Annotated in this window: 12 protein-coding genes; 7 read left to right on the top strand and 5 right to left on the bottom strand. The window is 52.3% G+C overall.

Annotation, left to right across the window (positions count from 1 at the left end):
- Positions 1–54: 54 nt before the first annotated feature.
- Positions 55–891: a TIGR03899 family protein gene (locus L2712_RS08435; protein WP_033539871.1), complete on the top strand. Its 837-nt coding sequence runs from the start codon at positions 55–57 to the stop codon at positions 889–891.
- On the opposite strand, the gene cobA is transcribed toward L2712_RS08435, so the two are convergent.
- Positions 885–1,706, bottom strand: coding sequence for a uroporphyrinogen-III C-methyltransferase (cobA, locus tag L2712_RS08430; RefSeq protein WP_248977491.1), 822 nt, complete (start codon positions 1,704–1,706; stop codon positions 885–887). The genes L2712_RS08435 and cobA overlap by 7 nt on opposite strands.
- Positions 1,707–1,945: 239 nt before the next feature.
- Between cobA and L2712_RS08425 the strand changes: the two genes are divergently transcribed.
- From L2712_RS08425 to L2712_RS08415, 3 genes are read left to right on the top strand one after another with little or no spacing between them, the layout of a single operon-like run.
- On the top strand, positions 1,946–2,887 hold the full coding sequence (locus tag L2712_RS08425) for a phospholipase A (RefSeq protein WP_088903838.1): 942 nt from the start codon (positions 1,946–1,948) through the stop codon (positions 2,885–2,887).
- Between the two features lie 48 nt (positions 2,888–2,935).
- Positions 2,936–4,375, top strand: a complete 1,440-nt coding sequence (locus L2712_RS08420) for a S41 family peptidase (protein WP_248977490.1) — start codon at positions 2,936–2,938, stop codon at positions 4,373–4,375.
- 18 nt (positions 4,376–4,393) lie between these two features.
- Positions 4,394–4,930, top strand: coding sequence for a peroxiredoxin family protein (locus tag L2712_RS08415; protein ID WP_033539868.1), 537 nt, complete (start codon positions 4,394–4,396; stop codon positions 4,928–4,930).
- A gap of 78 nt (positions 4,931–5,008) precedes the next feature.
- Here L2712_RS08415 and L2712_RS08410 read toward each other — a convergent pair whose 3' ends face one another.
- The 4 genes from L2712_RS08410 to L2712_RS08395 all read right to left on the bottom strand — a co-directional run bounded on the left by L2712_RS08410 (position 5,009) and on the right by L2712_RS08395 (position 11,558).
- On the bottom strand, positions 5,009–6,724 hold the full coding sequence (locus L2712_RS08410) for a hypothetical protein (RefSeq protein ID WP_248977489.1): 1,716 nt from the start codon (positions 6,722–6,724) through the stop codon (positions 5,009–5,011).
- Between the two features lie 530 nt (positions 6,725–7,254).
- The gene (locus tag L2712_RS08405; protein ID WP_232479494.1) at positions 7,255–8,007 is read right to left on the bottom strand and encodes a phosphoadenylyl-sulfate reductase; all 753 of its coding nucleotides are present in this window, start codon (positions 8,005–8,007) and stop codon (positions 7,255–7,257) included.
- Entirely contained in the window at positions 8,000–9,697 is a 1,698-nt protein-coding gene (gene cysI, locus L2712_RS08400) for an assimilatory sulfite reductase (NADPH) hemoprotein subunit (RefSeq protein ID WP_248977488.1), read from the bottom strand. The genes L2712_RS08405 and cysI overlap by 8 nt, the downstream gene beginning before the upstream one ends.
- A gap of 79 nt (positions 9,698–9,776) precedes the next feature.
- Positions 9,777–11,558: an assimilatory sulfite reductase (NADPH) flavoprotein subunit gene (locus tag L2712_RS08395; RefSeq protein ID WP_248977487.1), complete on the bottom strand. Its 1,782-nt coding sequence runs from the start codon at positions 11,556–11,558 to the stop codon at positions 9,777–9,779.
- A 333-nt stretch (positions 11,559–11,891) separates the two neighbouring features.
- Between L2712_RS08395 and L2712_RS08390 the strand changes: the two genes are divergently transcribed.
- The 3 genes from L2712_RS08390 to L2712_RS08380 are packed head-to-tail and all read left to right on the top strand — an operon-like array spanning position 11,892 to position 14,725.
- Positions 11,892–13,061, top strand: a complete 1,170-nt coding sequence (locus L2712_RS08390; RefSeq protein WP_088903833.1) for a Re/Si-specific NAD(P)(+) transhydrogenase subunit alpha — start codon at positions 11,892–11,894, stop codon at positions 13,059–13,061.
- A complete protein-coding gene (locus tag L2712_RS08385) occupies positions 13,061–13,336 on the top strand; it encodes an NAD(P) transhydrogenase subunit alpha part 2 (RefSeq protein WP_248977486.1) in 276 nt (91 codons plus the stop codon). Before L2712_RS08390 ends, L2712_RS08385 begins: the two co-directional genes overlap by 1 nt.
- Positions 13,337–13,342: 6 nt before the next feature.
- Entirely contained in the window at positions 13,343–14,725 is a 1,383-nt protein-coding gene (locus L2712_RS08380) for an NAD(P)(+) transhydrogenase (Re/Si-specific) subunit beta (RefSeq protein ID WP_033538661.1), read from the top strand.
- Positions 14,726–14,765 lie beyond the last annotated feature (40 nt).

Below are 14,765 nucleotides of genomic sequence, written 5' to 3'. Positions count from 1 at the left end.
TGAGCGCCGATTTTCAGATAGAATCGATTTATTCAATATAAGAAAGACAAGACTATGGCCGAGATTGTTAACCTATCCGACTCAGGGTCGAACCAGCCCGATGTATCTGCCCGCAGAAAAGCGCTGCTACTGGGGCGCCTTATCGGTCTGGGTAGTGATGAAGACTACCGCCCCTCCCAAGCCTCAATTGCCGAGCGCTCGGATCATCGCCTGCGTAAGCTGGCTAGCCGATATCAGGCTAATCTGGAAAATATCTACGCCATCGCCCTCTCTCATACCCCGTCGGATGTTACAGGCACAGATCTCGACCCCGACTGGATCCATCAATTCTTTCAGCAGGCGGAACAGATCCACAACCGTAATATGCAGGCGCTTTGGGGGCGCATCCTAGCCAATGAGATCACCAGTCCTGGGAGTTTTAGCCTACGAAGCCTAGCCACTCTGAGACAGTTAACTCACAAAGAGGCACAGATATTTGAAAAGGCACTGGGAATGGCGGTCACAGTCAACAACGAAACTAAGCTCAAGCTGGTGATCGGCTTTCGTCATGATGGTGGCTTTGGTCAGCTGTTTCGCAAATCCGACGCCACACAGATCGCCCTGTCGCAATTTGGCCTGCCCTACTCCTCTATACTGACACTGGTCGATGCGGGGCTGTTACACAGGAGTGAGTTTGAAACGGGACAGCTCAACGCTAAAAACCCCATCAGCTTCACCCTCTCGGGCAAACGTATGACACTGACGCCCAAGCATGGTCATCTGGTATTTAGCTATTATCGTTTGACGCCAACCGGCGATGAGTTGGCGCAGCTGGTGCGCCCCAAGGCAGATGAAGAGTATGCCCGCGCGCTGCAGGCACTGTTCAAAAAAGACTTTAAGATAGATTACTGACCCAGAGACTGCTTTATCGACGTATCCAAGACTCTAGGGCTGGTCTCAGGCTCAAACCAGTGTAGGCTGTCTGCCAAGCCAACCACCTCACCTATGATCATCAAGGCTGGCATCTCCAGTTCAGGATGAGCCGCCAGTTCGGTGAGTTCACCTAAGGTACCAAAGAAACGTTGCTGCGCCGCCGTGGTCGCCTTAGAGACAATCGCCACTGGCGTCTGCGGTGAGCGGCCCGCACAGATCAAACCTTGTTGTATTGTATTGGCATTGAGTATGCCCATGTAAACGACCAAGGTATTAGCGCTGTTAGCATAGGCCTGCCAATCCATGGGACGACTTTCCAGCTTGCAATGACCGGTAATAAAGGTCACGCCCTGGGCATGATCTCTGTGAGTCAGAGGGATCCCTGCATAGGCAGAAGTACCACTGGCGGCGGTGATACCAGGCACTACCTCAAAGGCCACACCTGATGCGACTAAGGTTTCCAGCTCCTCGCCACCTCGGCCGAAGATAAAGGGATCCCCGCCTTTAAGGCGCACCACATTCTTACGGGTATAGGCCTTGGTTACCAGTAACTGATTGATCTCATCCTGGGCAGCACTGTGTTTACCCGCGCGCTTACCCACGGCAATTAGCTCAGCCTGTTTGGGGATCAGCGAGAGTATCTCATCACTCACCAGGGCATCGTACAGCACTACGTCGGCCTTCTTGAGGATACGGTAAGCCTTGAGCGTCAACAGCTCAAGATCGCCAGGGCCAGCGCCCACAAGCCAGACTTTGCCCTGTGCCTGCTGCCCGGTAAGAGTAAATAGTTCCATAACCGCATCTCATACAATAGTGATGAGGTTAATATAGCGTCATTCTTATATCTTAAAAAATAGATAATAATTAGAATTTATTCCATTTGGTTATTAAAGAGCATTACATGACATTTAGTGAGTAAAATCAGACGGCCAGATTGAAAATAGGTGCACGAGTAAGTTGCAAATGTTACAACATAGGCAAGATTTACTGCGACATATGTTGATCTCAGACAGCGCAAGCAAAGGAACCACGGATGAAAATCACCCAATCTTTTATATGGATCGCCTTAATCGGACTCTTCTCCCTACCTGTGACCAGCCTAGGCGCCGAGCCAACCCAAGAAGCGCAGAGCCAAACAGCTCAAAGCGAAGACGATACCTCATTACTCGACAAACGCGTCAAGGATGAGTTGGCGACCTCTGAGAGTCCCTTCGTGATCACCCCGCACAAGGTCAACTACTTTTTCCCTGTTACCTATAACAGCTCACCCAATATGGACCCTTTTGCTGAAGAGCTGGCCGAGAACAACTCCGAGATAGATAACCTGGAAGCTAAGTTCCAGATAAGTTTTAAGTTCCCCTTGATGTACAACGTCTTTGGGGACAATGGTCATCTGTTTGTCGCCTACACCAATCAGTCTTATTGGCAGGTGTACAACAAGGAGATCTCCTCGCCATTTCGTGAGACCAACCACGAGCCGGAGATCTTTATGCTGTTCAACAACGATTGGAAAATCGGCCCCTTAACCAACTCTTTCTGGGGCGTTGGTGCCGTGCATCAATCTAACGGTAAATCAGGTGATCTCTCCCGCAGTTGGAACCGTATCTATGGCACCATGCTTTTCGATAATGGCCCTTTCGCCCTCGGCTTGAAAGTGTGGTGGCGTATTCCAGAAGATGAGAAAGAAACACCTACGTCGGCCAAGGGAGATGACAACCCTGATATTCTGGATTATATGGGTAACTTCGAGCTGACCAGCGTCTATGGTATCGACCAACACAGGTTTACGCTTATGCTGCGCAATAACCTTGAGAGTCCCAACCGCGGCGCCGTAGAGTTCACTTGGAGTTACCCCATCATTGGTAACTTACGCGTGTATACGCAGTATTTTAATGGCTATGGCGAAAGCTTAATCGACTATAACGCCCATACCCAACGGATCGGCATCGGCTTCTCGATCAACGACATTCTCTAACCGAGTATCGTTTCATTCGCCAAGCGCCGATGGCAATAGGGAAAAGAGATGACATTCGGACACCAGAGCATTATCAATGGTTTCGGCCTCATCATGCTGATCAGCTGCATTCAGCTGACGGCCATAGCCCTGCGTGAAGAACCACCCAAACCCCAATTGTCTCAGCAGGAGATGCGCGCAGATCTCGACTATCTGCAGCAACACCTGCTGCAATACTCGGCCAATGCCGCCGAGTCGCCTCTACGTCAAAGCCAATTAGAAAACCAGATCAATAAGGCCCTCAGCCAATTACCGCTAGAAGGCGAACGAATGCTGTTCGCCCAGCAGCTAGTAAAAGTCTTAACTGCCCTTGATGATCCACTCGCAGAGGCCGATTCCTTTCAGGCTCAGGCTTATCTGCCTATCACCTTAAGAAAAAGCGAGGATAACTGGCTGGCGCTGGATCTAGACCATCGGCCCCTGAATAACGAGACCCCATTTATTAGCCACATAGATGGGCTGCCCATCGACCTCTGGCTATCGGCGACTAAGGCTTTTCTGCCCCCTAGTCTGGCCGAAAGCAACATAGAGCAGGCTAAACTCCTGCAGATGCTCTCTATGCTCAGACGTGAGATTGGACTTGCCGCTAGGGATGACTGTCGTTTGACCCTGACTGACAACCAAGGCACCCAGCATCAGATAAGTCTCGCCCTAACACACAAGCCGCCCACAGTATTGAGTTCACCACAACATCAAGAGAGCTTTGACAATCTCCCCCAAGGCGTCTTCAACTTCTACGATCTCTCACGCTTTACGCCTGACAGCCCATTGGGACAACGCCTTAAACGTGCGCTATTTTCGCCTGTTACCATACTGGACCTACAGCAGGGATATGGCACTGGCGATGAGCTGCTAAAATTCTTGAGTCACTACTTCAGCCCAGATGTCACGCCGCCACTATTGAGTGAATGGCCTGACTCACTCTTTGCTGTCGCTCGCTATAAGAAGGGCGCGAATCTGCGCAGCGACTATCTAAAACCCTTAGGCTTTATGCCGGCAACTAGCCTCAACCAATCTCAGCGTCTGCAATTTGAGCTGGTGAGTTCGCTGCTGCCAGAGGATAATCCTCACTTTAGCCCTTGGCAGATAAAGTTTTGGCAACATTCCAGCCAGCCATGGGCCGGTCTGCCGCAACCTAAGACGGGTAAGCTGATGCTCATTATCGGCCCTGCTTGTCGTCAGCAATGCCAGTGGATCGCCCACTTTGCCAGATCCTGGCCAAACACCCTCTTGGTTGGAGAGCCAACCCGAGGTGATTTTGGCAAACTACAGCAAATCTCTCTGCCCAACAGCGCCATCAAGATAAGCTTCAACGCCACCCAAGTGTATGATGCCATTGGCAGACGCTTATCGGGCATTGCTACCCAACCCGATATCATTCGCCCCATGGATGACCCCGTCTATTGGGAAAACTTAATCGAGCTATTTGCTCCCGCTTCCCCCAACTAACAGAAGAAAGGAAAAACTATGAATAAGCTAATCAGCAAACTCCTCTTTGGCCTGAGCCTGGGACTCTTAATGTCGCTACAAGCCAGTGCCACAGATCTGAAGGTGGGCGACAAGGCACCGAATTTCAAACTGCAGGCCACAGACGGTCATTATTATCAGCTCAGCGACTACCTGGGTAAACAGACCTTAGTACTTGCCTGGTATCCCATGGCTAACACGCGAGGCTGCACCTTAGAGTGCAAGTCTTTAGTGCAAAAAGGTCATCTTATTCGCGAGTACAAGGCCGTCTACATGATGGCCAGTGTCGATGATCTCGAAGATAACCAAAAATTTGCCGAGGAGCAGAAGGCCGATTTTCCTATGCTGAGCGATCCCACTAAGGAAACCGCCAAGGCCTACGATGTACTCAATCTGGTCAGAGTGGCAAGCCGGGTCACCTTCTACATAGGTGAAGATGGCACTATATTGAAAATCGACGAAGACATTAATCCCGAGACGGCCGCCGAAGATATTGCCGCCAACTTGAATGCCTTAGGCATCGCCAAGGCTGAGTAACTCAAGGATATTTTCCTCCCAATAAAAAAGCCCCGAGAGCCACATAGGTCTCGGGGCTTTTTAATACCAGGCTAGATATTAATCGTTACGTGTTTGCATCAGGGTATCGAAAACGATCCCCTTATCATTAATGTCCATACCTAGCTGTAACTTGGTGCGATAATCCTTTAGTGCCTCAAGCTCTTCGGGGATAGGTTCACCGCTCATGGCCATCAGGTTCATGGCTGGCGTAAACAGCTTGGCATAGTCTGCCGACAGCGACATCAAACCGTTGGCGACAGGCTTCTCACCAGCAAGTTTATCGGCAATCGCCTCACTCTTGTCACCCGTGTAGATCACCAGATGCTGACCCTTGAGCGCCATCTTAGCGCTAACCCCTAATGAAGGCGGTAGGTGCAATGCGGCCGCAAGATCAATTGCACTGCCATCACTTGGCAGACTGACATTCGCCAATTCAGGCGCAAAGGGTTTAACCATGTTAAACAGGGTCGCCGGATCATCCGCCGACAGGGTTGCGACAGCATCCAGACTCTTTAAAGCGATCTGCTGAGTATCATTTTCCAAGGCGTAATCGAGCAGGGAGACTGACACCCCTTTCACACCGTTGGCCATACCTGTAAACATGCCGAGCATTGCCGGGCTTTGACCTTCCATCTCACTTTGCAGTTGTGCCAGCGGTTCACACTGATAACTAGGGGTAAGTAGATCGTCCCAGATCTTAGAAACGCTCGGCACGAACTGATTGACATCTATGCCAAGCGCCATGGAAAACACGCCACTGTCAATCTTCTGGGTATGGGCCGGGATAAAGCCACGCATCTGCTGCAAGGCACCTAGGATCACCTGGTTATTGCTCTCGATAACCGTGCTAAAGCCTAGCTTGGCCTGCTTGTTCTTCACCTCAAAATCCGTGTAGCCAATGACGGTTTTCGGCCAGTTGGCCGCAATGCCACTCAGCTCGCGATGACAGGCTTGAGAGCGCAATTCGCCAAAGGGGTCATCTTTGATCAGCGCGAAGATCTTCGTCAGCTGGCGCGCCATCTGGTTGCCATCAGAGGTGGTGATCGCCTTAACGATCTCCTCGTGATTGAAGTAGCTGATACCGGCTTTGCTAAAGCCGTGCTTGTTAATGATCGCATCCACAGTGCCCGCCTTAGCAAGCGACTGCTCAACCGGCTTGATCCCAAGGGCAATTTCAAGCAGTTCAGGCTCAAGGAAGCTGGTATCCAGTGTCAGAGTAAGCATGCCCTTGTCGATGGCAACGATCAGATCGACACGCTCGCTTTCCCCTTCGTCGGTAAGACGATAGCTACGGTATTTAACCTCACCAATCTGTTTCGCATCATGGGTCATGCCGCTATCGGCCTCGGCCCTATCCAACACAGCCCATACACGATCTGGGCTGGCGACATCTAACTTGACCACAGGCATCACACCTAAGGTATAGAAGTAGCTAGTGAGCTTCTCCGGCAGACCGAAGGTATCGATCAGCTGCTGACCACTCTGAGAGGCATCAAAATAGCGCTCTAACACCCTAAAGAAAAACTGTGCTCTGGGATCGTCTTCCTCAGATAGCAGGGTCTTGATCTCTTTGGGGTATTGCTTCTGCGCCTCAGGAAGGGCATCGATATAATCCTTTATCGGAAAAGGCTCAAACTGTGCGGAAAATAGCGGTGTATCGGCAGGCACATAGGCCAATACCTGATTGTCCACGGACTTAGGCGCCTGTTGCATCGCCCAGTAGCCACCCGCGCCTATGGCGACGATGGCCGCCGCCACTAATGCCTTCTTCATTCAGTAAACTCCCTGTTAATTCGTGCGGACAGTCAGGCCAATCCCAAGCTGGCAAGCACGTAATACCAAATCGTATTAAATAGCTGATCATTTTAGCTGGTTAAAACGCTATTTCAGATCACTGACTTAATTTGATTGCTATAAAAAAAGAATGGCGTCGATATTACTATATAGATGAATAAAAAGGGAAATAAGATTAGCAGGGATATCCCTGGATAGCCGCAGCGGACTATCCAGGGCCTATGGCTATTAATTAGCATGCGCCAGCAGACCAATCAAACATCTAGCTCTCGCTAAGCGAGTTGGGTTTCGAGCTGTCGGCGGCTCTGTCTGTCGCTTCAAAGAGGAAGATAAAGCGACTGGATCCAAATCAGATCCGATACAGACAACAATTCAAAACCATCTACGGGAACTTACAACTATAGATCAAAATAAAAATCTGTGCATAAGCCTGTGCAAAAAAAGTGCACAAATCAAAATAAAGTATTAATAAATCATACGACTATCAGTCATTAAATTTACCATCTGCGTCAAATTTCGTAGTGCAGACCACACTCACGCTTGAGACCGTTGAAGCGAGTCTCCTCCTCCGTCATGCCCAATTCCAGCGGGCGGCTGGAATGGGTATCGCCCACCGACACATAGCCTTGCTCCCACAGGGGATGATAGGGCAAATCGTGCTTGGTGAGATACTCATGCACATCCTTGTTGCTCCACTCCAGAATCGGCAGCAGCTTGTATCGATCGCCATGGATCGCCAGTATCGGCAGTTCCTCACGCGTACTAGACTGCGCGCGGCGAAGGCCGGCAAACCAGGTCCCGACGCCCAACTCCTTGAGCGCAGTTTGCATTGGATTTACCTTGTTAAGGCGATTGTACTGCTCCAGGCCATCGAGCCCCTGCTCCCACAGGCGACCGAAACGGGCTTCCTGCCAGGCGCTGGTCATAGGCGCGCGATACACCTTAAGATTGAGCTTGAGTCGCTCGGTCAGCTCATCGATAAACTGATAGGTCTCCGGAAACAGATAGCCAGTGTCCGTCAGGATCACCGGGATATCCTGCTGCACCTGAGTGACCAGATGCAGCATCACGGCGCCCTGAATACCAAAGCTCGACGACAGCGCATGGGTGCCCGGCAAATAAGCCAAGCCCCAGATCACCCGCTCGGCAGGCGTGAGTCCCGCCAGGAAGGCGTTGACTCGAGCCAGCTCTGCATCCTGCTCTGCCTTAGGCGCGCTCAGTAATGCTTGTAGCGCCTGGGCAGAGATCACTGAATTATCCATGGAAATCCTTAGCGGCATCGATTACCGCCTTCACCACGCCGACACGCACGGTGAAGTTACCAAAGGTTTCGCCAGCTTCACGCTCTTTGACGTAGCGGGCAAACAGTTCATCCAGCGCCGCCAGAATCTCGGCTTCCTGAATGTTCTCGCGATAGAGTTTGTTCAGGCGTGTCCCCTCGAAACTCGCGCCCAGATAGAGGTTGTAGCGACCCGGCGCCTTACCCACCAGGCCTATCTCGGCGGCAAATGGACGCGCACAGCCATTAGGGCAACCTGTCATACGGATCACTATCGGCTGCTCCAGGAAACCATGCTTCTCCTGCAGCGCCTCGACCTTAGTCATGAAGTCCGGGAAGTAACGCTCAGCCTCAGCCATCGCCAAAGCACAGGTCGGCAGCGCAACACAGGCAATAGAGTGACCGCGGGTTGGGCTGATCAACGTCCCCATCAGGCCATGACTGCGAGCAATCGCCTCTATCTGCGCCTTATCTTCTTCCGCCACACCGGCGATGATGATGTTCTGGTTAGCTGTCATGCGGAAATCACCTTTATGTACCAAAGCGATTTCACGCAGGCCGGTTTGCAGTGGCTGTCCAGGCAGATCTTTAATACGGCCACCCTCGATAAACAGAGTCAGATGCCACTGATTATCCACGCCCTTGATCCAGCCGTAACGATCGCCGCGATCGCCGATCACCACCTCACGCTTAGGCTCAAATTTTACCCCGGCGCGCAGCTCTACTTCTGCCTTAAAGGCCTCAAAACCGTGTTTCACTATGGTGTACTTAAGACGCGACTGTTTACGATCCGAGCGGTTACCCCAATCACGCTGCACCTTAAGCACGGCCTCGGCAAATTTAAGGCAGTCTTCGGCCTTGATGAAACCAAAGTCATCACCCAGACGCGGGAAGGTAGCGACTTCGCCATGGGTCGAGCCCATGCCGCCGCCAGCCACCATATTAAAACCGACCAACTCACCGTCTTCGGCCACGGCGATGAAGCCTAGGTCGTTGGTGTAGACATCTACATCGTTATCCGGCGGCACAGCCACAGCCATCTTGAACTTACGCGGCAGATAGGTCTTGCCATAGACAGGCTCTACCTCTTCGCTCTCGCTCACTGCCACCTTGTCGTCACCCAGCCAGATCTCGGCGTAGGCCTTGGTGCGCGGCAGGTAGTTGTCCGACAGCTTCTTGGCCCAGTAGTAGGCCTGCTGATGCAGCTTAGACTCTACCGGGTTAGGGTTACACATCACGTTACGGTTCACGTCGCCACAGGCGGCGATAGAGTCCAGCGCTTCTCTGTCCAGATCTTGGATCAGCGTCTTAAGGTTACGCTTAGGAATACCGTGATACTGAAAGGTCTGACGGGTTGTCAGACGAATACTGTTTGAGCTGGTCAGGGTCGAGGCAATCTTGTCCACCCCTAACCACTGCTTAGGCGTACAGACACCACCGGCCACTCGGGCACGCAGCATAAAGCTATAGAGAGGCTCCAGCTTCTGCTCTTTACGCTCGTTACGCAGATCGCGATCGTCCTGCTGATAGAAACCGTGGAACTTGATCAGCTGCTGATCTGCGTCGTTGAAGGCACCGGTCAGCGAGGTATCTAACCCCTCTTCGATAGTGCCACGCAGGTAGTTACTGTCGGTCTTAAGATACTCGTTTACTGATAATTTCTGATCGCTCATGGCTACTGCCTTATCCTATTGATTGCACCGGCATGGCCCATGCAAATGAATCTGTTGGCGCCATAGGCGCCTGTCTCAATTAATAAACGTCTTTCTGGTAACGTTTCTCGCTGCGCAGCGTCTCGAGCAAGGCCTCGGCCTCCTCGGCGCTCTTACCACCATGCTCGCCTATCACTTCTACCAGCGCCTGGTGAACATCTTTGGCCATACGCTCGGCGTCACCACAGATATAGAGATGCGCGCCGCGCTCTATCCACTGCCACAGCTCTGCACCGCGCTCTTTGATGCGGTGTTGCACATAGATCTTGTGCTCCTGATCCCGTGAGAAGGCCGAATCTAGACGGGTCAGCACACCCTCTTTAAGGTACTGCTGCCACTCAGTCTGATAGAGGAAATCCTGTTCGAAGTGCGGATTACCAAAGAAGAGCCAGCTATCCCCCTGGGCACCTTGGGCAGCGCGCTCCTGCATGAAGGCACGAAACGGCGCGACACCTGTACCTGGGCCTATCATGACCACTGGCGTATCTGTGTTTTCCGGCAGACGGAAGTGGTTGTTTGGCTCAACATAAACCTTCACCTCGCAACCCTCTTCGGCACTTGCTAAAAAGTGGGATGCGCCGCCAAAACGAGTGCCTGAGTCGCGCTCATCTGCCACCAAGGCAACCGTTAGGTGCACCTCGCTCTCCACCTCAGACTGGCTAGAGGCGATCGAGTAGAGTCTTGGGGTGATAGGACGCAGCAGCTCAACCAGTTGGAAGGCGGTGATATCCACAGGATACTTGGCCACCAAGTCTGCCAGCTGATGATTCAGCACAAACTGGCGGGTCTGCTCTCTGTCTTCGCTGATCGCCTGCAGATCGCTGTTACCGCTTAACTGGGCCCAGTTTTGTACCAAACCAGGATAAAGCTGGGTCAGCTCGCGCTTCTCTTTCAGCGCCTGAGCCAAACTTAACGTCTCTTCACCCAGAGTGACCTCAGTCTCGCCATCCAGTGACAAGCCCTGGATTATCTCAGTCACTAGTGCGTCGCTGTTGCTAAACCAGACCCCAAGGGCATCGCCCACCTGATAGTTAAGGCCAGACTCACCCAGATCTATCTCCACATGGCGCACATCACGATCCGAGTCGCGTCCCGTTAGCTTCTGGCTCGCCAGTAGCTCGGCACTGTAGGGTTTCTGCTTGCTGTAACTTGAGCTGGCCACGCTAGTGACATTGCCAATAGAGACCACACTGGCACCAGTTGAAACAAATGGTTTAACCTCAGTTAACACTTGTTCCTGCCACTTTTCTGCCGCCGACTCATAGTCAACATCACACTCGGTGAGCGGCACGATCGCCTTGGCACCCAAGGCACTGAGGCGCTGATCGAAATCTTTACCCGTTTGGCAGAAAAACTCGTAGCTGGAATCGCCAAGAGCCAATACTGAGTAGTGCAGGTTATCTAACTTAGGTGCGCGCTTAGAGGCCAAAAACTTATGCAGCTCGATAGCATCATCCGGCGCCTCACCTTCACCATGGGTACTGACCACGGCGAGTAATAGGGTTTCCTGTTTAAGCTGACGCACCTTGTAATCGGCCATCGAAGCCAGGTTGACCGCATAACCTTGAGCCTGAGCCTTCTCGGCCAGCGCAGTGGCAACACCTCGACCGTTCCCCGTCTGACTGCCGTATAAAATGGTAATGGTCTGCTCACTTTCTTGCTGTGCAGCAGGGGCATTACCGCTTAACTCTGCGGTTGCCGCAAGATAGCCACCCACCCAGGCGAGTTGTACGGCATTTAGTTCAGCGGTGAGTTGCTTAAGCTTATCCACCTGCGTCGCAGATAGAGGAGAAGCCAATGATTGAAGCTCTTTTAACAGCATGGAAGACGGCCCTATAACAGTGTAATGAACCTAGCTTAGTGGCTTAATAGAAAAGCAAAAAAGAATAAAATCTAATTTTTAATTCGTTTTTGGAATATGCAAAGGTTATAATTTGAGCTACAAAAGTGAGAGTGGTGAGCGATATTTGCTTAAGGTGTGCCCTTAACCACAGAATTTGAAATGAAATTTTGTGGACTAGCGCAAACTTTTTGCTCCGACCAGTGCATGAGCGCTGATTATGAATAATTCGCGCTTGTGTCTAAATTCAGACTCGCCACAATAGCGAGCCAATAATTCATAACGACGTCTGTCCCCAACTATAGAGGTTTCTCAGTGAAACTAGGTCTACCTAAAGAGAGCCATGCCGACGAAAAACGCGTTGCGTTGATCCCGGCAAATGTGACTCGGTTAATCAAAAAAAACCTCCAAATTCTCGTGGAAAGCGGAGCCGGACTCGCTGCAGGATTCAGCGATCAGGAATATCAAGAAGCGGGTGCTAGCATCACCGATAGAGCGGAGGCCCTCGGTGCCGATATCATCACCCTGGTCAACCTAAAGGGCGAGCAATTCGATGAGATCAAGGCAAAGGCAAAGCCTGAGCAGCTGTTTATCGGCATGATGGATCCCCTGACGCACCCCGAAAATGCCGCTACGCTGGCCGAAACAGGCACCAGCGCTCTGGCATTGGAACTGGTTCCCAGAATCACTCGCGCCCAAAGCATGGATATCCTCTCCTCCATGGCCACCATCGCCGGTTATAAGGCGGTGTTGCTTGCGGCCCATCAGGCGCCGCGCATGTTCCCCATGATGATGACAGCCGCAGGCACACTTAAGCCCGCACGCGCCTTTATCATGGGTGTCGGGGTTGCCGGCTTGCAGGCCTGTGCCACCGCCAAACGTCTTGGCGCCGTGGTGGAAGCCTATGACATTCGCCCGGCGGCGCGTGAACAGATCCTCTCGGTCGGTGCTAAGCCAGTAGAGCTGGACCTGGAAACCGAAAATACCGAAACCAAAGGGGGTTACGCGGCCGAGCAGAGCGACGACTTTATCAAGCGCCAGCAACAGGCGATGGCCAATGTGCTCGCCCAGCAAGATATCGTTATCACTACCGCCGCTATTCCTGGTCGTAAGGCACCTGTGTTGATCACCGAGGCCATGGTTGATGCCATGAAGCCAGGCACAGTCATCGTCGATCTAGCGGCCGAAACCGGTGGTAACTGCGAACTGACCCAACTGGACGAAACTGTTATTCATAACGGCGTCACCATTCTTGGCCCGTCAAATGTGCCGGGAAGCGCAGCGACCCACGCCAGCCAGATGTATGGCACCAACATAGAAAATCTGCTCAAACTCATTGTCGATGATGAGGGGCAGTTACAGCTCGATTTCGAAGATGAGATTGTGCGCGACACAGTGGTTGCCCATCAGGGTGAAGTGGTTAACGCCAGATTGCGTGACCTGTTAGCACTGCCGCCACTGGCGGCAACAGAGGAGGCTCAATAATGGAGATCTTATTACTACTCACCCTGTTTGTGGTGGCGGTCTTTCTTGGGGTTGAGCTGATCACTAAGGTCCCCCCTACGCTGCACACCCCGCTCATGTCAGGCTCTAACGCCATCTCGGGTATCTCCCTGGTGGGTGCGCTCCTGTCAGCCGGTTCTGGCGCGGGAGTTTGGGTCAATGTGCTGGGCTTTATCGCTGTGGTCTTGGCCACTATTAACGTCGTCGGTGGCTACATGGTCACCAACCGTATGCTAGCCATGTTTAAAAGGAAATAAGCCAACATGAGTATGACGATTATCTATCTTGCCTACCTTGTGGCTGCGAGTCTGTTTATTTTAGGGATCAAGGGGCTGACCAAGCCTCGTACCGCCGTGCGCGGCAACCAGCTGTCGGCCCTCGGCATGTTTATCGCCGTTGTCGTTACTCTGCTGGACAAGAATATCTTAAGTTATGAGTGGATCATTGCCGGTATCTTACTGGGTGGCTCTATAGGCGCCGTGATGGCGACCAAGATCCAGGTCACTGCCATGCCGCAGATGGTGGCGCTACTCAACGGCTTCGGCGGCGGTGCTTCGCTATTTATCGCCCTGGCGAGCTTCCTCGATCCTGGCTCGGCGACCCATGTTGTAGCGCTGATCTCTATCGGCCTGACGGTACTGATTGGTTCTGTGACCCTGTCGGGCTCTTTCGTGGCTTTCGCTAAGTTACAGGAGCTTATTTCGGGTAACCCTATTCGGGTTCCAGGCAACAAGTTCATCAACGCCACTTTGCTGCTCGCAGCGCTGGCACTCGCCGTTGGCCTAGTGCTAGAGCCAACGAATACCGGACTGATCTATGGTCTGGTAGCCGTCTCACTGCTATTAGGACTCTTCCTAGTGGTGCCTATCGGCGGCGCCGATATGCCAGTGGTTATCGCACTGCTTAACTCCTACTCGGGGATTGCGGCGGCCACCACAGGTTTCATCACAGGCAACACTGTGCTGATCGTCTCAGGCTCTTTAGTTGGCGCCTCGGGGATCATCCTGACGCAGATCATGTGTAAGGCGATGAACCGTTCACTGTTTAACGTACTCTTTGGCGTCATGGCCGAAGGCGGCGAAACCGTAGATGCCGATGAGGTGTATGCGGGTAAGGTTACTTCCTCTTCGCCTGAAGAGGTAGCCATGCTACTTGAAACCGCCGAGCGTGTGGTGATCGTTCCTGGCTATGGCCTGGCGATGGCACAAGCCCAGCATGCGGTGCGTGAACTGGCCTCTGTACTGGAAGCGCGCGGTGCCCAGGTGCTGTATGCCATACATCCAGTGGCTGGTCGTATGCCCGGCCATATGAACGTGCTACTAGCCGAAGCCGAAGTACCTTACGAGCAACTTATCGAGATGGATGAGATCAATCCTCAGTTTGAGCAGACAGATGTCGCCATCGTCATCGGAGCCAACGACGTCACCAACCCTATGGCTCGTGAAGACAAGGGGAGCCCTATCTATGGCATGCCAATCCTCAATGTCGATAAGGCGCGCACTGTGGTCGTAGTTAAGCGCTCACTGAGCCCAGGCTTTGCCGGTCTACCTAACCCACTCTTTGCCAAAGATAACACCCTCATGCTGTTTGGTGATGGTAAGAAGGCGATTGTGGATCTGACTCAATCGCTTAAAGAAGCCGATTAAGGTATCAAGGAGTCAAAAAGGCCGCATGACGGCCTTTTTT

The organism is Shewanella marisflavi (assembly GCF_023283925.1).
In the GTDB taxonomy this organism is placed as follows: Bacteria; Pseudomonadota; Gammaproteobacteria; order Enterobacterales; family Shewanellaceae; genus Shewanella; species Shewanella marisflavi.
This window is presented reverse-complemented; position numbering and strand designations above follow the sequence as displayed.